Source organism: Corynebacterium sp. UD i78 (assembly GCF_056280545.1).
Window position 1 is genome coordinate 477,188 of the sequence record NZ_JBWCED010000001.1, and the last position, 24,887, is coordinate 502,074.

General features: G+C 62.7%; 16 protein-coding genes and 2 pseudogenes. 6 read left to right on the forward strand and 12 right to left on the reverse strand.

Annotated elements, in window-relative coordinates; genetic code table 11:
* Window positions 1-61: 61 nt before the first annotated feature.
* Entirely contained in the window at window positions 62-2,071 is a 2,010-nt protein-coding gene (locus ACZ9GM_RS02295; RefSeq protein WP_476037199.1) for a hypothetical protein, read from the reverse strand.
* 138 nt (window positions 2,072-2,209) lie between these two features.
* Between ACZ9GM_RS02295 and ACZ9GM_RS02300 the strand changes: the two genes are divergently transcribed.
* The 3 genes from ACZ9GM_RS02300 (at window position 2,210) to ACZ9GM_RS02310 (ending at window position 6,101) form a co-directional block, all read left to right on the forward strand.
* Window positions 2,210-3,247 carry a GIY-YIG nuclease family protein gene (locus tag ACZ9GM_RS02300; RefSeq protein ID WP_291473531.1) on the forward strand — a complete coding sequence of 346 codons (1,038 nt, stop codon included), beginning with the start codon at window positions 2,210-2,212 and terminating at the stop codon, window positions 3,245-3,247.
* Window positions 3,248-3,607: 360 nt separating this feature from the next.
* On the forward strand, window positions 3,608-4,378 hold the full coding sequence (locus tag ACZ9GM_RS02305) for a hypothetical protein (protein ID WP_291473530.1): 771 nt from the start codon (window positions 3,608-3,610) through the stop codon (window positions 4,376-4,378).
* Window positions 4,379-4,595: 217 nt separating this feature from the next.
* A complete protein-coding gene (locus tag ACZ9GM_RS02310) occupies window positions 4,596-6,101 on the forward strand; it encodes a hypothetical protein (RefSeq protein WP_476037200.1) in 1,506 nt (501 codons plus the stop codon).
* A 22-nt stretch (window positions 6,102-6,123) separates the two neighbouring features.
* Here the strand turns inward: ACZ9GM_RS02310 and ACZ9GM_RS02315 are convergent, their stop codons facing one another.
* The 9 genes and pseudogenes from ACZ9GM_RS02315 to ACZ9GM_RS02355 all read right to left on the reverse strand — a co-directional run bounded on the left by ACZ9GM_RS02315 (window position 6,124) and on the right by ACZ9GM_RS02355 (window position 16,164).
* Window positions 6,124-7,515 (reverse strand): NAD-dependent succinate-semialdehyde dehydrogenase, encoded by a 1,392-nt coding sequence (locus ACZ9GM_RS02315; protein WP_291473528.1) that lies wholly within the window; start codon window positions 7,513-7,515, stop codon window positions 6,124-6,126.
* A gap of 162 nt (window positions 7,516-7,677) precedes the next feature.
* Window positions 7,678-9,585: a calcineurin-like phosphoesterase C-terminal domain-containing protein gene (locus ACZ9GM_RS02320; RefSeq protein ID WP_476037201.1), complete on the reverse strand. Its 1,908-nt coding sequence runs from the start codon at window positions 9,583-9,585 to the stop codon at window positions 7,678-7,680.
* 380 nt (window positions 9,586-9,965) lie between these two features.
* On the reverse strand, window positions 9,966-10,235 hold the full coding sequence (gene rpsT / locus ACZ9GM_RS02325) for a 30S ribosomal protein S20 (RefSeq protein WP_141329934.1): 270 nt from the start codon (window positions 10,233-10,235) through the stop codon (window positions 9,966-9,968).
* A 199-nt stretch (window positions 10,236-10,434) separates the two neighbouring features.
* The gene (locus tag ACZ9GM_RS02330; RefSeq protein WP_476037202.1) at window positions 10,435-11,502 is read right to left on the reverse strand and encodes a hypothetical protein; all 1,068 of its coding nucleotides are present in this window, start codon (window positions 11,500-11,502) and stop codon (window positions 10,435-10,437) included.
* A gap of 37 nt (window positions 11,503-11,539) precedes the next feature.
* Window positions 11,540-12,148: a DNA-3-methyladenine glycosylase I gene (locus tag ACZ9GM_RS02335; protein ID WP_476038307.1), complete on the reverse strand. Its 609-nt coding sequence runs from the start codon at window positions 12,146-12,148 to the stop codon at window positions 11,540-11,542.
* A gap of 294 nt (window positions 12,149-12,442) precedes the next feature.
* Window positions 12,443-12,772, reverse strand: a pseudogene (locus ACZ9GM_RS02340) (alpha-ketoglutarate-dependent dioxygenase AlkB family protein); the annotation flags it as partial.
* A 45-nt stretch (window positions 12,773-12,817) separates the two neighbouring features.
* Window positions 12,818-13,372: a type II toxin-antitoxin system PemK/MazF family toxin gene (locus tag ACZ9GM_RS02345; RefSeq protein WP_234946342.1), complete on the reverse strand. Its 555-nt coding sequence runs from the start codon at window positions 13,370-13,372 to the stop codon at window positions 12,818-12,820.
* A gap of 60 nt (window positions 13,373-13,432) precedes the next feature.
* Complete coding sequence (locus ACZ9GM_RS02350) at window positions 13,433-14,884, reverse strand: ABC transporter permease (protein WP_476037203.1); 1,452 nt, start codon at window positions 14,882-14,884, stop codon at window positions 13,433-13,435.
* Window positions 14,885-15,144: 260 nt separating this feature from the next.
* Complete coding sequence (locus ACZ9GM_RS02355) at window positions 15,145-16,164, reverse strand: DUF3644 domain-containing protein (RefSeq protein ID WP_291473743.1); 1,020 nt, start codon at window positions 16,162-16,164, stop codon at window positions 15,145-15,147.
* Window positions 16,165-16,366: 202 nt separating this feature from the next.
* On the opposite strand from ACZ9GM_RS02355, the gene lepA reads away from it, so the two are divergent.
* From lepA to ACZ9GM_RS02370, 3 genes are read left to right on the forward strand one after another with little or no spacing between them, the layout of a single operon-like run.
* A complete protein-coding gene (lepA, locus tag ACZ9GM_RS02360; RefSeq protein WP_312809696.1) occupies window positions 16,367-18,217 on the forward strand; it encodes a translation elongation factor 4 in 1,851 nt (616 codons plus the stop codon).
* A 14-nt stretch (window positions 18,218-18,231) separates the two neighbouring features.
* On the forward strand, window positions 18,232-19,227 hold the full coding sequence (locus ACZ9GM_RS02365; RefSeq protein ID WP_476037204.1) for a hypothetical protein: 996 nt from the start codon (window positions 18,232-18,234) through the stop codon (window positions 19,225-19,227).
* Between the two features lie 27 nt (window positions 19,228-19,254).
* Window positions 19,255-19,992, forward strand: a complete 738-nt coding sequence (locus ACZ9GM_RS02370; RefSeq protein ID WP_476037205.1) for a hypothetical protein — start codon at window positions 19,255-19,257, stop codon at window positions 19,990-19,992.
* A 343-nt stretch (window positions 19,993-20,335) separates the two neighbouring features.
* On the opposite strand, the pseudogene ACZ9GM_RS02375 reads toward ACZ9GM_RS02370, so the two are convergent.
* Window positions 20,336-21,649: pseudogene (locus ACZ9GM_RS02375) on the reverse strand (ISL3 family transposase).
* Between the two features lie 427 nt (window positions 21,650-22,076).
* Window positions 22,077-24,881: a DNA methyltransferase gene (locus ACZ9GM_RS02380; protein ID WP_476037206.1), complete on the reverse strand. Its 2,805-nt coding sequence runs from the start codon at window positions 24,879-24,881 to the stop codon at window positions 22,077-22,079.
* Window positions 24,882-24,887: the final 6 nt, after the last annotated feature.

Consider the following 24,887-nt stretch of genomic DNA (forward strand, 5'->3'; position numbering starts at 1 on the left):
TTGTTCGCGAGGCTACATGCGGGGCCGGACAGCTCCGGCGCGCAAGGCGCGAAGTGTTCGATTACCCTTTGTCGTGGTGGTTGTACCAGCGCAGGATAAGGAAGATCACTGTCCCGACGATGGCCATGAGGGCCAGCGTGAGCCAGACACTCCCGGCACCGTCGGCACCACTTACCTGTACGACACCGGGCACGCCCAGTGCCACGGCGAGGACGCTAAGGAAGACATTCTGGAACCGGTCCTGTGATGCCTGCCGCCTGGTCTCGGCGTCGCGCTCCTGCTGGGTAGCTGCGGTGCGTTGCCGGCGGTCTTCCGCCTCCGCCTTCGCCTGTTGCTGGAGACGACGGTCAAGCTCGACCTGTCGTTGGTTGAACTGCACGGAATACACGGATTCCCGCAGTTCAAGCTCGTCCTTGACGTCAAGATAGCGGCGAGTGACGCCAAGTGATTCCCGGAGGGACAGCATGAATTCGGTGTCCAGGTCGCGGTCTGGGACCACCTCGAACCACAGGCGGTCACGGAAGCGGACGAAATCTGACTGGATGTGCCGGAAGGTGGTCAGGGCGCTAGTGAGTTCGTCGATGGCGTCGTCGAGGTCTTCCAGTTCCTCGGTGGAACTCGCGACCGTCGAGGACGCCAGAGTGATCGACCGGAGACGTTCCCCGATATTGGTCAGCATGGCGGACGCTCGGTGGATGAGTATCGCCAGATCCGTCAACCGGGTGCCGGCGAGCATCCAGGGACGGGAGTCGTAGGCGTCGGCGGTGCTGTTGCGGACCAACGCGGCGCCGTGGTGGGTCGGAACCAGGGTCCAATACTCGAATACGCTCCGGTCCGGGTTATCGGGCGAGGCTGAGGAGTAACGGGGTATACCCTCGGCGAACTTGTCGGCGCCGGACCCCAGGATCCATCCCCAGAGGTCTTCCGGACACCACTGCCAGACCTCATCCTCGAACGGACTCCCGAGCAGCTCGCTGTGAGCGTCCAGCGTCTTCCCAGGGACGGCGCAGACGACGCGGACCGGCCTGCTCCCGATACCGTTGCGCCACAGTCGGACGGGGCGTTCGTGTGGATGACGCTGCACGTCGATCTTGGATGGGACTGTGGTATATCCACCGCTCAGCGCGCCACTCTTGCTCGCCGAAGCGGTGAACCTGTCTTGATCCGGCCTGCCGTCATTCAGTGCGGTGACGGCGTCGGCGACGAAACTGTCCAGTAAGGATGCCTTCTGGTAGTCGTTGGCGGTGTCGCTACAGGGGCGGGCCTGGATGGTATGGCGAGCCCTATGAAGGGATTGTGAGATGTGCTCTAGTGATTCTGAGGTGCAGTTCTCGGCGAGCACATGGAGTACCAGGTAGTCGTGAGCCAGCTCACCGGCGATAGGATATGTCGTCCCATTTTCACGATTTTCGTCGCGGTGTGTCATCATGCCGCGATACTGCAGAAACTCCGCGCAGACGAGCCGGACGCTGGCATGCGAGGGGCTACTGGACTCAGAGCCGGTGGTTTCCTTGATGTTGAAGGCGGACTCTGGCGTGGTGGGCTGGCGGTCCGCAGGGATGTCCCCGTCCCTGGGGCTCACGGTGGTGTAGGTGTCTGCGGAGAATAAGTAGCGGTGGCAGCGCAAATCTTCGGAGGTGTCGTCCACGGCACAGCACGATGATGGGAATAATCCGGGGACATTCCGATCGACGGCATTCGAGCCGACAGACTCCGCGAGCGGGCCCTTGAAGCGCGCCGTGGCAGTCTCATGGAAAGCTCGGGGAGTGTGGTTGTAAACGTCTTCACGGTCTCGTTCCCATCGGGGGGCGCGATATATGCCGTTGACATCAACTGGGGTTTCGATGGTCTGGATGCCGCGGAAACGGCCAGGTAGCCATGACTCAGGAAGATCGACGAAGCGTTGGCCCATTGCAGTCGGCGGGAGCCCTGAGACAGGGAACGGGAGGATCAGTGTGAACAGTGCGGCTCGCCAGTCAGGGAGTTCGGAGGTGGCGTAATCCTCAGGGAGTCGGAGCCGCATACCTGGCTTGATGTAGCTCTTGTCGTGTGTTTCGGTGCTGTATCGCACGGTGTTCCCTTTTGGTCGGAGAGAAGAACTTCGATGCTTCCTGTCAGGATGCCACAAGCTGGCGAGGCCTGTGTGAAGTGTGGGAAGCTCTCCCCAATCGACTGTGGCCACGGGTGGTGATCGTCTATGGTCAGAACCATGACGCATCCCAGAGACCACCAGAAGAGGCTTCGTCGAGATAGTCATGAGGCGCCCGACCCTGATGTCAACCTCGGTGGAGAAGGTGACTTCTATGTCTATGCCCTCAGCCGGGTCCCGGTGACTGCCGGGCGCTTCAACCCGGACAACATCTTCTACGTCGGCAAGGGCAAGGGACTGCGCTGGCAGGCGCACTTCGCTGAGGCACGCGCTGCTATGGCGCAGCAGGATGGGGACCCGGATGTCGAGCTGTCCGCGAAACACCGGGAGATCGCCCGGATCATTTGTAACGCCGGTGACGACCTGGTGCTGGAAGACTACGCCTACATTGTCCGGGGAAATCTCACGGAGCCGGAAGCTTTCCTCATTGAGACGCTGATCATCAAGCTGCTCAATCGGCCGGGCGCGGAGCTGACCAACAGGGTGGCGGGCCAGCATGCCGAACGTGCCCTCATTCCGGCTACCGAGGTGCGTCGTTTCTACAGCGCAGAGGAGCTGGAGGTCGACCGGGTGCGTGCCGCGGAACTGCGGGGCTTTATGCCCGGTGGTGAGTGGGACACGAACGGCGTCTGCATTGTCGTGAAAGGCTCGACCGCAGACATGGAGGAGTACGAGGATGTCAGCGCTGAGGTCGAGCCGCGGTTCCCCGGGAAGGCAGTGGGGGCCGGTGACCTGGTGGGGACGCGGCGTGGGTGGTCGGCCGACTGGCCTTGGGAGGACGCCGACGCCCGCGAACGTGCGCGTCACTACTGGCCCCTGTCGGTGGCTACGGTGACGGCGTTGCAAGCGATCGCGGCGGATGGCCGCCTGCAGTTGGCGATGCTCATCAAGGACTCCCGGGCGGGGCAGTCAGCTGTCCGGTACGTATGGGAGGTCGATCCCGAGGGGGTCTGGCTCGACTACGGTCAGCGCGTCGGTGTACCGCTGGGAGCGGAGGTCGTGGATGATGCGTGGCTGGGGGCGTCGCTGGTCCGGCAGGATGACGGGAAGCAGATTCTCGAGGGCATGTCGAACGGGATCACCTTTGCCGCGTACTGAGGTTCGCCGGGCGCAGAGCTGACAGTGGCTGTGAGCACCGTGGAGCCGACCTCGACGTCTCGCTGTATGAGATGTGTCCACCCCCGAAGTGGGTTATTTTGGGACGTGAAGGGGTTGGGGGCTTATCGTTGACGGCGAACTCGACCACACCAACGCTCGTGGGAGAGCCTCGACCCCGACCCGCACCCTGGTCGGGGTCGTTTCATGTCTGCAGGGGGTTGTGGGGCGGGGAAGGGCAGGTTATTGTTTTGGGACCTGAGCTAACCGGCCGGGTGATGTGCCGTCGAGGGGCGGGCATCTGGGGAGGAAGATCAAGGGGAAAGACGTATGACGCGTACCTGGAGTGTGTCGGGACGGCGGATGATGTGGGATCAGGTGTCGGGACGCCGGGGAAGACCCAGAGGGAGATGGAAGCCGCTTCTGGCTGCGCCGCTGGTCGGAATACTGTTCGCATCGAGCGGGTGCTCTTCGAGTGGGAGCGGCGATGCTGATGTCGAAGACGCTGCTGCCGCGTCCTCTGTGGATGCGGACGTTGCTGTTGAGGTACCGGTGACCACGGAGGACGGGCGGATGCTGCAGCCTGCCGGGCATGTGGGCATCTGGTTCGAGACTGAGCCGAGGGATCCGCTGGACCGCCTGGTCTGGAAGTCTCAGCAGTTCGTGGGGCAGCCGCTGGAGCTGGAGCCGTTGGGTGATGCTGCGCGGACGCCGGACAGTGTTGATCTTCCGAACGTCTGCGCGCCGGAAGTTTTCGAGCGACTGGAAACGCTCGAAATCATGGCGGGAACGCCGCCCGACGTAGGCCCGGGATATGTGCTCTGTGCGGCAAGAGGGGCGTCCAGGGAGCCCTTGATTCGGCACGTTGAGATCTTCTGGGGTTCAGATACATCTCCGGACCACTTTCTTGGAGAGGATGGAGTTTCCTCTTTGGATGAGTCCGGGGTTGAAGTTGTTAATGAAGGCGGGTTCTCTGAAATCTCTGGATGTATACCTTTTGGAAGACCTAAGAATCGAGACGGCGTGATGTTTTCTTGGTCGGGAGACGCCGATCGGACCGGTGGATGTGATCAGGCTATTCTCGGATATCAAATAATCAATAACTCAATTGGGGGCTATCTTGTTTCGAGTTGAAGTCGAAGGCGTGTATCAGGCTCTTGAAGAAGTTCAAGTTGCCAGCGAGGTCTTATTCAAGGGACGGTACGAAGGATTTGTGGTCGGGTCGTTTACGACATCGCCAGCACTTGGAGCTGTCGCCGCTCAGTACACCTCGTACATCGGGGACCATCCGGGATCCCTGGCAATCGCGACGCAGTCGATGCTGGAGAGTGTCAATTTTCTCCAGGAATCGATGATGAGACTCGTCGAGGCCGTCGAGGCGCAGGAAGCGGGTGCCGCTGAGGCGTTCTTCAATGACCCCATCGCAGGCACCAAGGCCCGCCAGCTGGAACAGGGAACGCTCATTCTGCCGACCCGCAAGGACGTGCCGATCCTGGACCTCGCCTACACACCACCGATCGCAGCCATTGAATCCGGTACCGAGATCAAGGCGCTGTTGGCGATGTTCACCGGTGACGACAGTTCAATACTCATGGCATCGGACACCTGGATTCGGGGAGGGAAGAAGCTGGCCACAGCGGCAAAGACCCTCCAGAGCGCGTCGGCGACCCTTGCCGCGAACACTGAGGGCGAAGCCTTCATCACCATGCAGTCGGCAATCAGTGACGTTGTCAGCCAGGGGACGATCATCGCAGCCAATGCCACCGCGATGGGAACCTCGATGCTGGAACTCCCGCAGATCCGCGCGACAGCCCACGCGACACTGACCGCCATGGTCGCGGAGGCCGAGACCAGGAAAACTGCGGCGACCATTGCAGCTGCAGCCACCCCGGGTGGTGCCGCTGCCGCAGCGCTGACGATGGCCACGGTTGACGCCGAGACCCAGGCCGAGGTCGCAGCGTTCGTGTCCTCCTACCTGCAACCGGCGCTGGACATCGCCCGCCCGACCGTCAGCAACCTCGGTGTGGAAGTGATCGGCCACACCGGAGGCGGGGCACTCACCACCGGGACGGTCGCCACCCAGGCGATGGGTGAAGTGGCTACCCAGGTCTCCGGTGGAGCACAGGCAGCCGGCCAGACCATGGCGACACAACAGGTCACCCAGATCGCCCAGCAGACAGGCCAGGTCGCGAACACGCTCAGCGCGGCGGCACCGGCTGCTCCGATGGGGCGGTCAACAACGGCGCCGGCAGGTGGTGCAGCACCGGGTGGCGGCGCCCCCATGGAAACGGCGATGCAGCGAACTGCTGCGACCGCGCCGGCCGGTGGAGTCCAGACCACCGGCGGTGGCACCCCCGCAGCATCTCCGGCAACCGGCATGAACAGGTCCACCGGGTCCCCGGCGATGGCCGGTACCGGAACCCGGACCGGTACCGGGACGGTGGCTCAGCCGCTGCTGCCACGGTCGCTGTCGATGGGTGGCACCGGCGGCACGGGCAGCACCGGCGGCACTACTGGCCCCGGGGGACCGGGTGGAACCGGGGCCACCGGCGGGCCCGGCACTGCAGGCAGGACCGGCGCCCCGGGGACCGGCGTCCCCGGTGCCGCCACCGGAGGTGCACCAGCTGGTGGAGCGACCCGCGGCGGAGCCGTCGGGATGAACGGCATGGGCGTGGGCCCCGGCATGGCGGGAACGGGAGCCGGGGCGGGATCCGGCGGCCGGCAGCACGCCGCATCCTCCACACCCTTCACCACCGGAGACGGGAAGAAGAAATCCAGGCGCGACCTGATCAAGGACTACTTCCGTCGGCAGTTCATGGGGGAGGAGCCGCAGACCGTCCGAACCGTCATCCGGTAGACCGCTGTGATCCGGTAGACGGTCAGAAGGCGCCGTCGATGTCGCTGACCACGACGACCTTCTGGTTCACGAACTCCTTGATACCCAGGTCGATGAGCTCATGACCGTAGCCGGAGTGCTTCACACCGCCGAAGGGCACGTCCGCCTTCACACCGGTCGGCTGGTTGATGAACACCATGCCGGTGTCGATACGGCGGGCGACCTTGCGGGCACGCTCGATATCCGTGGAGAACACCGAACCACCGAGGCCGAACGGAGTGTCATTCGCGATGCGCACGGCGTCCTCCTCATCCTTGGCCCGGTAGAGCTGCGTCACCGGACCGAAGAACTCGGTCTGCGAGGTCTCGGACCCCTCCGGGATATCGGTCACCAGCAGCGGACGGACGAACGCACCGAGCTCCGGCACCTCAGCGCCGATCACCTCAACGGTGGCACCCTCGCTCCTCGCCTTCTCGACCTGCTTCACGAGATCATCCGCGGCCTGCTGGGAGGACAGCGGTGCCAGCGTGGTCGCCGGATCCATCGGATCACCGGCGACCAGTTCAGCAACATGGCGACGGTATTCGGCGAGGAAGCGGTCGTACACCGCGTCGACGACGATCAGCCGCTTGGAGGATACACACACCTGGCCCGCGTTCCAGTGCCGGCCGAATGCCGCCCACTTGGCGGCCTTCTCGACCTCGGCATCCTCCAGGACGACGAATGCATCCGCGCCGCCCAGCTCAAGAGTCGACTTCTTCAGGTTCTTCGCCGCAGCCGCCGCAATCGCGGCACCGGCGCCCTCGGAACCGGTGAGGGCCACACCGCGGACACGCGGATCGGCGAGGATCCGGTCGGTGGCGTCGTGTCCGGCGAAGACGTTGTTCAACAGGCCCTCCGGCGCGCCGGCCCGGCGGTACAGCTCCACCATGCGCAGCGCGGACTGCGGCACATTCGACGCGTGCTTGAGCACGATGGTGTTACCGGCGAGGAACTGCGGTGCGCTGATGCGGATGACCTGGTAGTACGGGAAGTTCCAGGGCTCCACGGCGTAGAGGACGCCCAGCGGGTCATTGACCAGCGCGACATCCTGGTCACCGAAGCCCTCGGCCCGCAGGTAGCGCGGAGCGAGTGCCTCGGCACCGTGGACGGCGTAGTAGTCCAGGATGGACGCCGACAGTTCGACCTCGGCCTCCGCCTCGCCGATGAGCTTTCCCATCTCCAGGGTGAGGGTCTCGGCGTAGTCGCGCCTGTTCTCCCGCAGGATCTCCGCGGCCTTGGCGAGGACCGCGGCACGCTGCTCGACCGGAGTCTGCGACCAGGTACGGAAGGTGGCGTCCGCGGCACTGACAGCCTGGTCGATCTCTTCGGCGGTGGCGGTGGGGAAGGTCCTGACCACCTCTCCGGTGTAGGGGTTCGTGGTGGCGTAAGCCATGGTGGTGGTCCTTTCGTACGGGAGGTGATTCTCTGTCCACCTCCCGAGGTTAGGAGCACCTCAGGCGGTTTCGGCAGGGTGATGTTGCACACAGGCGTGCCGACCATGACTGAGCTCGGCTGATCCTTGCTGACCACCACCCACCCCGGCCACCCCTGCGTACTACTCCACCGTGAATGTCACCGTCTCGGTGTACCCGGCACCGTAACGGTCCGTCGCCGTGACCTCGGCAGTGTGCTCACCGGGTGTCAGGTCGGCCGGGACCGCGGTCCGCCACAGGTGCGGGCTGGACTGCGCCACATTGCCCGTGGTCGACAGGTTCTCGGTCGCGGAGATCGGATCGGTGAACTCCCAGCCCTTGTTCTCGCCCTCGCCGGTGGCAGGCTGGGTGATCTCCGCGTCCACGGCGTCCCCACCGTCGAAGGAGACGGACACCGTCGCCTCTGTGGAACCACCGAAGAAGCTGGAGGTCAGGAAGGACTTCCCGTCCTTCAGATCATCGGCGGACACCGTCAGCGGATCAATCGACGACGGCCCGTCGCCCGCCTTGTCGTCGTCCTGCCACGCCTGAGCCTTCTCGGCCCACTCGCGCCACGTCGGCGAGTTGATGCCGATGAGCTGCTGGTGGTCCTGGTCGGCACCTCGCACCGTGTAGTAGCCGCCGTAGGTCCCCGGCTCATCGCCGGAGAAGGTCAGCGTGTACACGCCAGGCTCCGCGGCCTCGGAGGTGTAGGCGTAGGGGACACCGTTCTCGTTGAGTCCGCCGGAGTACCAGTCGCCGGAGACCGCACCGGCGACGATCTGGTCGTTCGGGAGCTCGGACAGCCCGGCGTCCTTCCACTCCTCGCGCTGCTCGCCGGCGAGCAGGTGCTCGAGGGTGTGGGTGTGGCCGCCGACGGTCACCAGATTCGGGTGCGAGGAGACCGCGTCGTAGAAGTCGAGGGCGTCATCGGTGATCATCTCCTTGTAGTTCACGATCGGCGCGTGGGAGTAGACCACCACCTGCGCGTCCTCGTCGACCTGGGCGAGGTCGTTCTTCAGCCAGGTCAGCTGCTCCTCGCCGACCTTCTCCAGATAGCTGTTCTTTGAGCCGTCCGGGTTCGCGCCCTTGTACTCGATGTTGTCGAGGGCGATGAAGTGGGTGTCGCCGACGTTGTAGGAGTAGTGCGTCGCACCGAAGTCCTGCCGGTAGGTGTCCGTGGCGTGTGAGTCGTCCGCGGCGTCATAGTCCATGTCGTGGTTGCCGGGCAACGCGCGCACCGGGCCGTTCATGTCCGCGTACAGCGAGCGGAGATCCGGGTTCAGCGACAGGTCATCGCCGACATTGTCGCCCAGCAGCATGACGCCGCAGCCGGCGTAGTCGTCACGCTCGGCGAGGTCGGCGGGACCACCCTTGGCGGCGTACCCGACCTCCTCCTTGTCGTAGGTCTGGGTGTCCGCGGCCACCGGGCAGGACTGGTCTTCGGCCGCCGTGGCCTCGGACTTCGCCATGGGGAAGTTCACTGCGGCCGGCACATCGCCGGTCGGCTCCAGGCCACCGAACTTCAGGTCGGTGGAGCCCTCGGGCAGGTGGTTGTAGCTGAACTGGGCGAAGTTGTCGGCGTCCACCGGCACCTGCCAGCCGGCCGGCTGGGTGACCGACAGGGTGAGGTTGTCTCCGGCGGGCAGCTCGTAGCGTCCCTCATCGTCGGTGGTGACGACGTCGACCCCGTTGCTCACGGGGACGCCGGCGATCGGCTCTTCGCCGTCGTCGAAGGTGGAGTTGCGGTTGGCGTCGTCGAAGACCTGGCCGGTGAAGGTGGACTGGTCCTCGGCAGGGACGTCGGAGACCTCGACGCGGCCTTCGTAGAGGCCGTCGTTGGTGGAGGGGGTGGGGTCGGAGGAGCCGGGGAGGGAACCGGTGATCGAGCCTGCTGAGCCTGTCGAGCCTGCTGAGCCGGCGGGCGAGGAGCCGGGCAGGTCCTCGGCAACGGCGGTGGCTGTCGTGGAGGCAGCGGATGCGGTGAGTGCTGTGAGGATGGCGAGGGACGCGGCGGTGAGGTGCCTGCGTGAGGATGACGAGGATGTCATGGGAGAGTAAGCCCCTGAGAGGTTGGGAGAGTGGATGATGCGGTGGTTGTCCGCACCTCACGGGAGCTTAGGGACGCCGGGTCACGAGGCAGTGGCGTTGATGTGGCAGCCCGGTGGTGGGGGAGTGAACAGGTGGTTACGGGGCCATCGGGTTGGGTCCAGCGCCATCGGGTTGGGTCGATTTTCCGGGGCAACCGTCCCAACTGGATGGCACTGGGCACAAGGGGATGGCGCACGGCTGCGAAAAGACCCCACGCACAGCAAACCGCCCGTCATCCGTGGAGAATGACGGGCGGTGAGAGTGTCACAGGGACACTGGGACCACAGACAGCCAGGGCACCGACAACCGGCGCCGCAGAGGCGGACCTACAATAGCCGAACTACTTGGCGGTGAGCTTGTTCAGCTCGGCAGCCAGACCGGACTTCTTGTTGGCGGCGTTGTTCTTGTGGATGACGTGCTTGGTGGCGGCCTTGTCGTAGAGACGGGAGGCGACGCGCAGCTGAGCGGCGGCACCCTCGGCGTCGCCGGCGGCGACCAGGGCGTGGAACTTGCGGGTCTCGGTGCGCAGGCGGGAACGGACAGCCTGGTTACGCTGACGGGCGAGCTCGTTGGTGAGGACGCGCTTCTTCTGCTGCTTGATGTTGGCCATGGGGAATACCTCTTCCTGAACGGTGAATCTGGCGATACTTCTGATCGTTCGCCACTTCCGTGCGGGTCAGCCGCAGACACGGTCTCTGACATCCGGCCCAAGGTCCTGCCGGATGCGGTGAATGCGCCACGCACGGTCGCGGGTCAACCTGATACACCCTACACGCGTGCAGTGCAGTGCCCTAATTCACGCCTCACACTCACGCCTCATCGAAGCCCCGGGACGTCCTGCCCGTCGGCGGTGCAGCCACCGGAGGACGCATCTTCCCACCCAGCAGCTCCTCGATCTGCACCGCAGCCTGGAGTACCGGCACCCAGCGCATGTCCTTGAGTACCCGCCCCGGCGACCCGAGCTCCCCGTCGGAGGCGAGATAGGGGATCAGCCCTGCCCGGGCCGCACCGACGGCCCCGGCCAACATCGCCTGCCGGGCCTCCATGTCGGTGAAGCTCCGGGAGGTGGCGCGCAGCAGCGGACCCGGGGTCTCTGACGACTTCGCACGGGACTCCGGCGCGATCCACCAGTGGGACGTCGCCGGCGCCTCAGGCACCAGGGACTCCTTGTTCGTCCACGGCGCCCCGCCCGACCACACCTGCGGGGCGTAGCCGAGGAAGATGTAGCCGAGGATCTCGCCCAGCACAGCGAGCCGCTCGGCGTCGGTCAGCCCCTCATGCAGTCGCACCTGGTACCAGGCTTTGTCCGGGGTCAGCGGGGACTGCGGTGCCAGGCCCGGCTGCCCGCCCCTGATGCGGCAGGTGAAGGCACCCGACCGGTCGGCGGTGCGTCCTGCCCCGTAGTAGTCGACCGAGATGCCGATAGCCGCGACCCTCTCGACCGCCGTCGCCCAGGCTGCTGCAGCATCCGGAATGGAGACCGGCTCGCGCTCGCGCCACGGGTACTCCCGGTTGCCGTCGACCTCGCGGAAGAGGTCGGTATCGACCACGTAGTTCACCTCGCCACCGTCGGTGCCGGGCAGGGTGACCAGTGCGTCCTTGTCGTCGGTGCGCAGTCCGTTGGAGTAGGCCTCGATCTCGGGGATGAGCATGGAGGTCCTCGAGGTGGTGGGGGCGTCCTTCCGGTAGCGCTCGCGGTAGCGACGGTAGATCTGCAGTGTCGCCTCGACCGCGTCGGACAGGGAGTGCTCGCGCTGCCGCACCGCGAAATCGAGCAGAATCGGCACCGTCCGGTTACGGTCGAAGGCGTTGCCCAGTCCCCAGATCTCCAGCTCGAACGCCTCGAAAGGGGTGAGGGTCCTGGTGGTCTCAGTCATGAAAGTACTCTCCTTTCACTGACGAGTGTGCCACGGATCACCACACCCCCGAGCTACCCCTGCGCCACGAGCCGACCAGATGCGTGTCGACGATGCCCACGGCCTCCATCAGAGCGAACATCGTCGTCGGCCCGACGAAGGCGAAACCGCGCTTCTTCAGCGCCTTCGCCAGTGCCACGGACTCCGCCGAGGTCGTCGGGATCTCCCCGATACTCTCCGGCTCCGGCGTGCGTTCCGGCGCGAAGGACCAGATGAAGGACGCCAGGTCCCGGTCTTCTGTGTTCCCGCTGCCCCGCATGGCCACCGTGGCCCGGGCATTGTTCAGTGTCGCGAGGACCTTGCGACGGTTGCGCACGATGCCGGCGTCCGCCATGAGACGTTCCACGTCCACGTCGGTGAAGGCGGCGACCGCGTCCGGATCGAAGTCGGCGAAGGCGGCGCGGAACGCCGGACGTTTACGCAGGATCGTCGCCCAGCTCAGCCCGGACTGGAAGGCCTCCAGGCTCAGCCGCTCGAACATGCCCTGCTCGGTGCGGACCGGCATGCCCCATTCGGTGTCGTAGTAGTCGCGCAGCAGCGGGTCGGACGCGGCCCATGCCGGACGCGTCAGCCCGTCGTCACCGGTGATGAGTCCTGAGTCGCTCATGAGTCCATTCCTGTCACTCGCATGGTGATGTTCAGCCGGCCGGTGATGCCGCACTCGTCCGGCGCGGTGCCGTCGAAGACCCTGGGGACGCCGTGGAAGTTCCACCGGGCGGGGCCACCGAAGACGAAGGCATCTCCGGAACGCAGCTCGACATCGGTGTACGGCTTCGTGCGGGTCTCGGCGTTGCCGAAGCGGAAGCGGCAGGTGTCGCCGATCGACAGCGAGACGACCGGGGCGGGGGGAGGACTCGTCGGCGTCGCGGTGCATGCCCATCGTCGCGCCCGGGCCGTAGTGGTTCGCCAGCAGGCTGTCGGGTGTGTACGTCGGATCGCCGGTGACCATCCGGCCGACCTTCACCGCCCAGTCCGGCATCGGCAGGATGCGGGCGTTGTTGACGTCGACGGCATTCCGGGAGAACCCGTTGCCGGCCCAGTGCCAGCCCAGGGAGAGCATCTCCACGCTCATCTGCCCGGAGCCGTAGCGGGGGCGCCGCGGCGGGACCGGACCGTTGCACCACTGCCGGTACTGGCGGACGATCCACTGCTGCTGGTCCATGGTCAGCCAGTCAGGCAGGAACCGTGCCCCGGACGGCAGGTCGACCGGTTCGCGGGGTGGTTCGGGCATGTCGAACAGTCCGTGCTGGTCGGGTTCTGACGGCACAGCAGCCACTCAGGACCAGCCGTGCTCGGTGCGCAGTGCGCCGGCGATGCGGTCGTAGCGTCGTTCCGGCATGGAGACGCCGCGACGCTGGATCCGGGCCTCGGGGATCTCCACCACGCGGTCGATGCGGACCCAGCACTTGTTGCCCTTGGGGTCCCAGAGTCCGGTGCCGATGGGGATCCAGTTGTCGTCGGTGCGGTGTTCCGGGTTCGAGCTGATGAGCATGCCGAGCAGGGTGTGCTCGTTGCGTCCGATGATGAGGCAGGCGCGCATCTCGGGGGCAGCGTCCCGGGCGCGGACGACGCCGTACCAGACGACCTCGCCGGGATCGACCTGCCCGTCCATGTCTGGGGCGTAGATCACCGGGCGGGCCAGGGTGCCGGTCGGCACGGTGACGGTGACCGAGCGGTCCTCACGCTCGACGGTCGGGCCATTGGACAGTCCGAGGTTGGCGTGCAGCTCATCGATGCCGCGGTCGAGGTGGCCGCGGTGGTGGAAGTGACGCTCGATGAAATGCCGGGCCCTGCGGACGGGATTGCTGTGGGTGCGGGCAGGCTCCGTCATGGCCACCATGGTAGCCCTACCTTGGTTCAGTTGCCGCTTCGTCGCCACGGGCCCGGAATGCTACCCGTCGTTGTCTCGTCGGGTCTGTGACCGCAGGTCCTCGAAGTCGCCCTGGGTGGCCTCGAGACCGGTTACCGGGGCGTCCTTCAGCAGCGTGCCGTCGGCGGAGACGACCGCGCCTCCGTGGTGCTGCGCCTTCTCGGATGCAGCCTCGTCGATGTGGGTGACGACCTCGTCGACCTTCTCACGCAGACCGTGGTGGTGGGCCTCTGCCGGGATGCGCATGACAGCGCCGTCGGACTCGCGGATCTCCAGGCCGTGGGCGGCGAGGACCTTCTTCTGTTCGACCGCCCCGTGGCGTCCGGCGGCCTTCTGGGCGTCCTGGAACATGGTGGTGCGTCCGCGCAGGATGCGGCGGATGAGCCTGCGCTCGCGGAAGGGCTTGCCGACCAGCGACAGCAGGACGCCGGCGACGATGTAGCAGGCGATCAGGATCCAGCCGTGGGTGTAGCCGGGGCCGACGCCGTAGACGAGTTCCTTGAGCATCTCGGTGATGCCGTTGCCGACGACGCCGCGGGAGATCCATTCGAAGAACCGGGGCATCATCCAGATCGGCAGTGCGCCACCGGAGGCCGGCATCGACAGGAAGATGCACATGAGCATCGCGGGCACGGCGACGAAGCGTCCGACGAAGTAGGAGACGCCGTTGACGGCCGCGCCGATGGCGAAAGCCCAGACGAAGCCGAGTCCCCACAGTGCCCAGAAGTGACCGGTGATCGCACCGAGGATCGGGTCGACGAGCAGGGCGGAGAGGAAGCTCAGCAGGACCGCGGTGCAGGCGATGATGAAGAAGCGGACGCGCCGGCCCAGTGGACCACCCATGAGTCCGACGAACATGGCGGCGAGGTAGCCGGAGATGCACCAGGCGATCATGAGGTACATGGGGGTCATGCCGATGTCGTGCGCGGGCAGGGGAGCGAGGTCGTCGACAGCCGGGGTCTCGTCCTGTCCGAGGGCGGGCAGTACCGGTGTGACGATCTTCGGGATGATGTTCGCTGCCTGGGCCTGAAGGGCGGAGGCGGTGATGAGCGTGTGGGAGTCCACGTCATAGGCGGCGGCGAGCTCGCCGTCGCTGACCTGCCGGGTGGCGGTGGTGTAGTCGGGGAGGTTCTCGAACGCGATCGCGCCGGGCTCGCCCCGGTCGGCGGCGGCCTGGAGGGTCCGGGTCTCCTCGACGGTGCCGACGACGCCGATGGGGGCGTCGCGCGGGGCGGCGTGCTGGAAGGGGGCGACGTAGCAGAGGATGAACATGATGAGCATGAACACGGGCATCCACAGCTGGGAGAGCACCATCTGGACATTGGGGTGCTGTGCGCCGTACCAGCGTCGGTAGGCCGACTTCTTCGGCGGCATCGCGTAGACGAGGTGGTCGGTGTGCTGGTCGGTGTGCTGGTCGGTGTGCTGGTCGGCGGAGGACGCCTCGCTGTGTTCAGAGTGTTCAGTTGTATCCATAACGGGATTATCTTAACTGGCCGCAGGGGGATGTCCGTACAAGCGGGGATCAGATGCAGGGACGCACCGGTCGGGACAGGGGGCTGATCGTCCCCGTCATGCGCCTGACTCAGTAGCTGTCAGCGTGGTAGGTGCGCCCTGGTGTGCTACCTGCTACCCTCGGGGCTATAGCTTCGACTTGAGTGGATTACAGCTGGGTTCCCGAATGGGAGTAGGGCCTTAAGGGCCTGAGCATCCTTTGCTCCTGGGGTCGGAGCTTTCTACTTGCCGGTGGCCTGGTGCTTGATGATGTCCAGACCCTTCTCCGGATCTTTGAGGAGCTGCGACACCACGAGGTCCACAGCCTGGCCGGAGTAGCTGTACCAGGGGTTACCGTCGGTCTCGGTATGGGAGTCGTAGCCGAACCGTGGATCATTCTTGAAGTCGAAAACCTTGACGAAGTATCCCCAGTGCGCACGGTTGAACTCGGGCTTCACCTCTCCGTTGAGCATCACCTGTGCCTGCTTCTTCCTGAGCCTCCGATTGACTTCCGCTACGGCCTGGTTCATCCGGAAGGGGTACTTGGTCTTCGGATCCTTGAGATCCTTGACGATGGCGATACCGGTACCCGCCTCCTTGTCGACGAAGACCGACAGGTCTGCCTCCTTCGCCTTGTTCACCAGTCGAAGGTTGGTGTCGTAGGTGAAGGCGTACCGCATGTTGCCGTCATTGCCGGCGTTGTTGCGGGTCTCTTCCCAGAGAGTCAGTAATCGTTCTGCCACTTCAGGTTCATATTTGGTGCGGACCTGTTCCGGCTCGAATAAGGTCCGGTTGACGACCAGTGCGAGATGGTTCTCGGGAATCAAATCCGCTACGGACTCGGCGTGCAGTTCCTCGAGCTTGTCGGCGAAGTTGGAGACGCAGGCTTGGAGCAGTGGACCGTAGATCATGTCGTACTCATCGACGACAAAGTGGGTCGCAGTGTTCCGGAAGCGAATGATCTCGTCCATGTTGCGGCGGAGGGGATCCTTGTCGTTGGTGAACACTTTGCGCAGGCAGTCTTCCAGCGCGAGGGTACGTCCCGAATCGCCGGGGTAGTAGATGGCGCGGTTCCCGCCCATCTTGACGAGATGCGCCTTGAGCATGAGTTCCCAGGCGTTGCAGAGGAAGATGACGCAGGCTTCCGCATGGTTTCCCAGGGTCGGACGGTTGTAGAGCTCGACAGCGAGGACGAAAGACTCCCTACTCTTGGAGAGGAGTCGATCTGCAGTCGACGGTGCGGGTTCCTGTGCTGTAGTCACAGGAAAATAATAGCGGGGACGGAGGAAGCAACTGCCGGAGACTCGCACGGATGTGCTGGGCCCGCCCTGTTGGTGGAGCGAAGGAGGTCAGCTCGCCAGCAACCCCATCCGGACAGTAGGAGGGACGCCACTTGGTAGGCTCGACCCGATATCCACCTGCCCGGCACCCCGGGTCAGGGCAGCGCATCACCAGGAGGACCCCATGGCGCCGAAGCAGCAGAATTACGCTCTCGACACGTTCACGGAGCCGAGCCGTATCCGCAACTTCTGCATCATCGCCCACATCGACCACGGCAAGTCCACCCTGGCGGACCGGATTCTGCAGCTGTCCGGCGTCATCGACGACCGTGACATGCGCGACCAGTACCTGGACAACATGGACATCGAGCGCGAACGCGGCATCACCATCAAGGCGCAGAACGTGCGCCTGCCGTGGATCCCGCGCTCCGGGGCGAACAAGGGCGAGGAGCTGGTGATGCACCTCATCGACACCCCCGGCCACGTGGACTTCACCTACGAGGTCTCGCGCGCCCTGGAGGCGTGTGAGGGTGCGATCCTTCTGGTGGACGCCGCGCAGGGCATCGAGGCGCAGACCCTGGCGAACCTCTACCTGGCGATGGAGAAAGACCTGGAGATCATCCCGGTCCTCAACAAGATCGACCTGCCGGCGGCGGACCCGGAGAAGTACTCCCTGGAGATCGCGAACATCATCGGCTGTGAGCCGGAGGAGGTTCTGCGCATCTCGGCGAAGACCGGTGAGGGCATCCCGGAGATGCTGGACAAGGTCTGTGAGCTGGTGCCGTCTCCGACCGGGGATGAGGATGCGCCGGCCCGCGCGCTGATCTTCGACTCGGTCTACGACATCTTCCGGGGCGTGGTGACCTACATCCGTATGGTCGACGGCACCCTGGAGCCGCGCCAGAAGATCACGATGATGTCCTCGGGCTCGACGCATGAGGCCCTGGAGATCGGAGTGGTCTCCCCGCAGCCGACGAAGACCAAGGGCCTCGGCGTGGGGGAGGTGGGCTACATCATCACAGGTGTGAAGGATGTGCGCCTGTCGAAGGTGGGCGACACGGTGACGTGGGCGAACAAGGGAGCAGAGGAACCGCTGAAGGGCTACTCGGAGCCGACGCCGATGGTGTACTCGGGCCTGTTCCCGGTCTCTGCGGACCAGTACCCGGACCTGCGCGAGGCGATCGAGAAGCTGCAGTTGAATGACGCTTCGCTGACCTTCGAGCCGGAGACGTCCACTGCGCTGGGCTTCGGTTTCCGTTGTGGCTTCCTGGGGCTGCTGCACATGGAGATCACCAGGACGCGTCTTGAGCGTGAGTTCGACCTGGACCTGATTTCGACCGCGCCGAGCGTGGTCTACAAGGTGATCGCGGAGAACGGCGAGGAACTGTTTGTGCAGAACCCGTCTGACTGGCCGGAGGGGAAGATCAAGGAGGTCTACGAGCCGATGGTGGACATGACCATCATCGTGCCGGAGGAGTTCCTGGGTGGGGTGATGACGTTGTGTCAGGAGAAGCGCGGCCAGATGAAGAACATGGACTTCCTGTCGACGGACCGTGTGGAGCTGCGCTACTACATGCCGATGGGTGAGATCATCTTCGACTTCTTCGACATGCTGAAGTCGAAGACGAAGGGCTATGCGTCGCTGAACTACGAGGAGAACGGCGAGCAGCTGGCGGATCTGGTGAAGGTGGACATCCTGCTGCAGGGGGAGCCGGTGGACGCCTTCGCGGCGATCGTGCACCGGGAGAACGCCCTGCACTACGGCAACAAGATGACGAAGAAGCTCAAGGAGCTGATCCCCCGTCAGCAGTTCGAGGTGCCGGTGCAGGCTGCCATCGGCTCGAAGATCATCTCGCGTACCAATATCCGCGCTCTTCGTAAGGATGTTCTCAGCAAGTGCTATGGTGGCGACATCTCCCGCAAGAAGAAACTGCTGGAGAAGCAGAAGGAAGGCAAGAAGCGCATGAAGTCCATCGGCTCGGTCTCCGTGCCGCAGGAAGCGTTTGTTGCTGCTTTGAGTACCGACGAGGGTTAAGGGGAGATTGATAAATGAAGATCAAACAAACTTTGTGGAGAATAAAACTCCGGCCGCAATATCGAAAAGACAGCTATATGAAGCTATCTGATCAGATATTAAATGGCGACACAGGGACAAAAAGCATGACCCTGGAGGACGCTATAATAGCAATCATTAATCATAATAAAGATGAGCAAGTCGGCCGTCTTGTTGAGGATTCTAAAGGTAATAAGAAAAGCAAGTACTCTGTTCGAGTTTCCCCGCTTAGTATGGCGGACGGAAGATTTGGGGCGCTTCGGAAAGTTGAGATTGCCTCTTCTCATCCCTGGGGTGCGTGGGATTGCTATGAGTGTCAAATTGACGCGGGCCGAGACAATGCTTTTACCAGGACGTCAGACCCGATGGGGAACCGTGACGTGGATATTGAGAACACATACCAAATGCGCGACCTCAGGATTTTTATTCTCGCGAACTCCACAAGGCATGGATTCTGGATCAGCGTTGAGTCTATGGGAAATGACTCGCCAGCAGAACCTTTTTGCGAGTATGTTAAAGCAATGTTGCTTCAGGTCACTGGGATAAAATTCACCATAGAATTGGATGTGGTATCTGACCCGACGCTTATGCTTGAGATTCTAAAGGGGTACGACCCGAGCGACTTTTCTGTAGCCATTCCTACTACTTCTGGAGGGAATCGCCTTAGGCGTGACGAACGAGAAAAGCGGGAAATAGGCATACGTCATGTTGATCGGAACGCGACAGATTCTGCCGTGAGAGCTTGGATTCAGAAGCCAAAAAAGAAAAAACCAATGAAGACTATTGATAGTATTATCGACAGGACATTTATTACTCCGGTGTCATCGTCTGCGGTTTCCAAAAAAGTGATATATACCAAAAGGGGAAGTCAGGTTAAGATTACGATTGATCTTATTAGCCCGAAGTACGACATATGCAATTATTGGGTGAATCGTCCAAGTTATCACGTTTTGTTGACTGAGACCGAACATCTCTTAAAGTTCGTCGATTAGATTCTTGAATACGTTCTAGAGGGTGCCATGGAAAACTTGAAAAAGGGAAGGAACATTGGCCTCTTCCGTGCGCAATATCGACTCTATTGCATTGAAGATGTCGACGTTGAAAAACCGTGGGGGCTGGCGCGGTGGAAGTCTACAGCGCGCTGGGTGGGGCTGGCAAATACTGGGCAAGGCGGCAAACCGGAAGGTACGTTCCGTCCTGGAAAATCCTATTGGATAATTTGGATTACTCCAATCCTCCTTGTTTTTGCGGGATTTGGAATGGTTGCTTTCCCCTCTGGGCGCTCGTTGATGGAGGGGATCGACGTTATGACTGCCCTCGCGATTGCAGTCTCAGTAATTGCGGCACTAGTGGCATTGGTGGCAATACCGGCGTCATTCTCCATAGGAGGACTTAACACTTTGGTCGATAGGAGGTCCACATCGTCAATGGGAGATTCGGAAGGACTTGCAGTTTATGACGATGGCTGGTATCAGAATTCGGCGATAGGACTTTATCGAAGTGTCGTCAATTTGAGTGTATCAATTCTGACTGTTGGGGTTTCGGTTATACTTCTGCTAGGGTTTCAGATCCTGTATTTCATTATTCAGACCATATTTCGAGTATGGATAGATCCATCATGGGGTGGGTTCCACTATGGAATATCGCTTGGATTGGTCCTGTTCTCTGGCGGTATTGTCTTTTCGTTCACTTGCGCTTTTTCTGGAACGATTGGCGTTCTGTATAGTAGAATTAAATTTCCTTCCGATGCGCTGTGATAAATATTCCTAGAACGTTTAAAGTTCCAGACAAATTCCGTTTATCAGTTTGGGACGCGTAGTGGGTGTGAGAACTATGCGGTGGGTTAGTGCAGTATGCGTAATCCGGGTTCGTGGACGCAGAAGGGCACTACGGTGCAATGGTGAACGGGCCGAACGGATGCCCGAATATTCTGAGAGCTTCGGCTTATTGTGAAGTTTCGCTTTTTTCGATTGACTAGGCAATCAACTCGATCCAATAATTTTGAGGAAATTAGGAATATCCACATTTGCAATGTTACGAATTCCTAGTGTCCTCGTCGCGATCTGGGGATGCCACCAAGGATTGGGGGCTCTTCGCGTTCTAGAGTGCGTTGATCCGGTCCTGCAGCTGACCTGAGTGGATCAGTGACCTCAGGATGTAGTGGTTCAGGTTTCTGAACCCCAGGGCGATGCCGCGCAGATGCTCCAGCCGTCCATTGATCGCCTCCACCGGCCCGTTGGACGCGCCAAGGTCGAAGTACGCGAGGATGTCCGACCCGTCGGCGCCACAGGGTCCGTCCAAGCTGTGCCAACTCCTCCAGCCCCTCGGGAAGACCCTTACGCAGAGTGTGGATCACCCTGGTCATCAACTTCTTGCCCCGAGACCTGTCCGGGTGCCCGTACGCGCCGATCAAGTCCTGGTAGAACTCCCAGGTCACCTGCAACGCTACGTAGTCGTCGTCGGTGTCCCACAGCAGATCCAGACGTTGTTTCTGCCGGTCGGTGAGGAAGTTCGTCCTGGTCAGCAGCGCCCGGCGGTGCTTGTACAACGGATCGTCCTTCCTCCCCCGCCGCCCGGTGGTTTCGCGCTGCAGGCGTTGCCGACACCCCGTCAGCTTCTCGGCGGCCAGGTGGACGACATGGAACGGGTCCATGACCTTCCTCGCCGCTGGTAGATCGTGGTCGACGGCGGTGGCGTAACCGGCGAATCCGTCCATCGTCACGACCTGTACCCCGGCCCGGAACTGCGGGTCACGTTCACGAAGCCAGGTCCGCAGAACCTCTGCGCTGCGGCCCGGCCGCATGTCGATCAGACGGGCCGGACCCGCCCCGTCGACCAGTGGGGTCAGGTCCACCAGGACGGTGACCATTGAGGACGGCTCGCCGGGCCGGCGGGTGTGCTTCCAGACATGCTCATCGACTCCGAGGATCCGTACTCCGGCCAGGTGCGACGGGTCGGCGTAGACGAGGTTCCGGGTGGCGGTGACGGCGACCTTGTTGACCAATTCCCAGCCCACGCCGAGGGCCTTGGCGGTTGCCGCGACGCTCATCCGGTCGATGGCAAGGCGCTGGAGGATCCAGCGGGTCACCCGACGGGTCAGCGTGGCTCCATCGTCGGCGCACGGCAGGGAGGTCTGGAAGATCTTCCTGCTGCAGGTGGGGTTGGTGCAGGTGAAGCGGGGTACCCGGACGTGCAGGCGAGTGGGGAACCCGACGACCGGCAGGTCGACGAGTCGACGTCGGACGTGGTCCCGCTTCGCCCCAGGCATCGCGCAGTCCGGGCAGGAATCGGCGACTGCCACCGGGGCAGCGTCGATGATGGTGAGTGTGCCGCGTCGGCAGCACCGGTGATCGTCAGTCCGAGTTCCGCGGTGCGGCAGATGGTGTCGGCGACGAGGTTGCCAGTAGGGTGCACGGTAGGGTCCTGGTTCGGTCAGATGAAGGTGTGGTAACTCTCATCTTGTACCGGCCAGGGCCTCTGTATGTTGTGCCACCCCGGGTCCTCGTCGACCCCGCCCGAACGTCAGCTACGCACTCTCAACCGCGAAGAGCCGGATTGGGCGTATGGAGTTTTCTGTGTCTATCGGGTAAGGATTATTGTGGCGATAGTTTTCTTCCTTTTGTTTTTTCTCGCTGACCTCGCGGATTATTCCCGAAGGGCGAAGAGCGTCCGGTATTGGATCTGCGATATGCTATCGGGACGCGGGACACATCTCTGTGCTGCGGGGGAACGTGTGGGAGAATAGGTAGCCTCGGATCACGATCCATTTGGTATGTCTTCCGCAATGCGGGCAATTTATGGGCTTCGGGGCAAATGGATCTGCGGATTGCATCGCTACTTCCTAGAATAGTTTGTTAAAAAGAAATTGTAGGATCGATTGCTCATCGCCGTTGAAGGTCACGCCGTAAGCGGCCTCTACTGCGGCGTCGAGGGTGTGGTGGGCGGTAGTGAGGGCGGGGAAGAGGAAGTCGTTGTCGGGGTCGTACATCTCCGAGATGGTGGAATCCGGATTCTGGGCTCGGGCATCGAGCACTGCTTGGGCTGCATCCTGTACTGCCTCTCGGTTCGCTTCTCCGTCTGGACCGGAGGGGTCCGGCCAGACGAAGTTGTTGTAGACCACGCCTCCCGAATACCGGTAGTCGCTCTTCAGCCGGCCGGCCACTCGGCGCATCCATGCATTGTGGAACTGGGAATGCAGGATGCCGAAGTGGTAAAGCGTCGCGTTGGGAATAAGCTTGACGAGGTTGCTGCAGTAGGTGTCTGGCTCGACGAACCCGATAGGGATGTAGCGACGACGTTCCGAGGATACTTCAGGGATGAGGATGGAGTTTCCCTCCGGCATGTTCTCCACATGGAAGCGGGTGGGAGTGTCTGCGATCTTGCGAGTCGGTGCGCTCTTGCTCGCCAGTCGGAACTCCCGGACGGCTCGGATGCGTTCCATGACGGCTGGCATCTTGGAGATCTCCGACGGAGCGGCTTCGCCGACCCAAAGCATCCACCGCTCCTCACCTCTGAGGAATTCTCTGGAACCCAGCCAGCGGTGGAAGAACTTTGCGGCTCCGGGTTCCTGGGCAAGGAATGCGTCCATCTCCTCCGGGGTGAAGAGGTAGTTCCCACCGTCGATCGGTTTGTTGCCGATCCCAATCCTTGGTACATCGCAGATGGGCGATGACCGATTCCAGATGAACACATCCGGCGCGTCCGCCAGATAAGCGTTGAGCTGGTTCGGGTACTGGAGCTCTGCAAGAGCGTCTGGCGTTGCATGGTGGAAGAGCTTCTTCGGTCCGCCCAGCTTCGAGAACCCCACGATCACACAGAAGACATTGGCCTGGTCGGAAGCCTCGTTCCTCCAGCGGAAGGTATCGTGCGCGAAGTCGATGCGCACACCCAGGTCCCAGATCGGGGACCATACGTTCGCCACCTGCTCGCCCTGGCAGATGGAGTTCGTGGAGACGAACGCACACCGCACTGGGGAGTCCCCGATGAACGCGGCGGCCTTGGCATACCAGCCGGCCACGAAGTCCACGTTGCCGAGGTTCTTCGTGGCGCCGATGGCGGTGAAGGCGTCCTTCACGTCCTGCTTCTGTTCCTTCGACTGGTTCCGGGCGCCGAGGAACGGGGGATTGCCGATGATGAAGCTGCACTCGGCAGGGGAGAGGACCTCGGTCCAGTCAGTCTGCAAGGCATTGCCGTGGTGGATGTGGGCCTCGTCCCGCAGCGGGAGATCGTCGATGGACCGTGCGACGATCGTCTCCGTCTCGATGTTCGCCTGCAGCTCGGCGATCCACAGGGCGGTCTCTGCGACGGACACTGCGAAGTCGTTGATCTCCAGGCCGTAGAACTGACTCAGCGAGACCTTCACCAGGGAGATGCCGGCGTCATCCAGACCCAGTGCGGTCTGGGCGCCCATCAGCTCCGAGAGCACCTTGTTCTCCAGACGACGCAGGGAGATGTACGTCTCTGTGAGGAAGTTGCCGGAACCACACGCTGGATCGAAGAAGGTCAGCGAGCCGAGCTTCGTCTGGAATGCCTCCAGATTCTCACGATGTGCCTTCGGCTTCACACCTTCCTCGGCGAGTATGCTCTCCAGCTCCTCGGTGAGTTCATCGAGGAACAGCGGGTCAATGACCCTATGGATGTTCTCCGGAGAGGTGTAGTGCATGCCGCCGGCATGGCGGGTCTCCGGGTTCAGGGTGGACTCGAACACTCCACCAAAGATGGTGGGGGAAATGGTCGCCCAGTTCGTGTCCGCACTGACCTCCGCCAGCAGGACATCCTTGATCTCCTCGGTGAACCGGGGGATCTCGTCTTCCACTGCGTCCCGGAACAGGCCGCCGTTGACGTACGGGAAGATTCGCAGAGCGTCCTCCGCGTACGGATCGCGCTGGTCCTCCGGGGTGTCCAGCCACTCGAAGAGGTCCTTGAGTGCCCGGCGGACCTGGTCAGGTCGGAAGTCGGACAGATACGTGTAGAAGGCGTCCTTCGGGAAGAGCTCGGCGTCCTCAGCGAAAAGGCAGAAAACCAGTCGCACGCAGAGGACATTGAGGGCGTGCTGGTTCTCTTCGGACTCGGGGTCGATGTACTGCGCGCTCAGCAGACCGTAGAGACGGCCGATGAGCGCACCGGCGTCGATGGAGACCTTCTGCTCCCGGGCGCGACGTTCCCGTTGCGGATTGACGAGGAAGTCCAGCAGGTACAGGTGATCCGGCAGCTCGTCGAGGGTGAAACTGGTGTAGTTCTCGCCCGGGCGCTCTGTGTCCATGTCATGGATGCGGAACTCGTTGAAGTCGCAGACCATGATCGTGTCCGGCCGCTGGGAGTTCGGCATCGAGTCCGCATAGGCCTTCGCCTGCTGGAACGGAGTGACCTTGCGACCCTGACGGATCTCAGCCTTGTCCAGGCTGATACCGAGGGACTTCTGCTCGATGAACGTCTTCGCGTCCGCGATGACGACGTCGATGTATCCCCGGTCCACGGTGTGCTGCTCGAAGCGGACGGCGGTGGTGACGTCCTCCATGCCGATGACGTCACGGAGGAGTTCCAGCCAGAAGCTCTGGGTGTCTTCTTTCTCGTTACCATCGCGGAGCTTCCACTTGGTGACGAACTCACGGGCAGCGCGCTTCTGCTGAGCGGGGGACAATGACATGAGTGA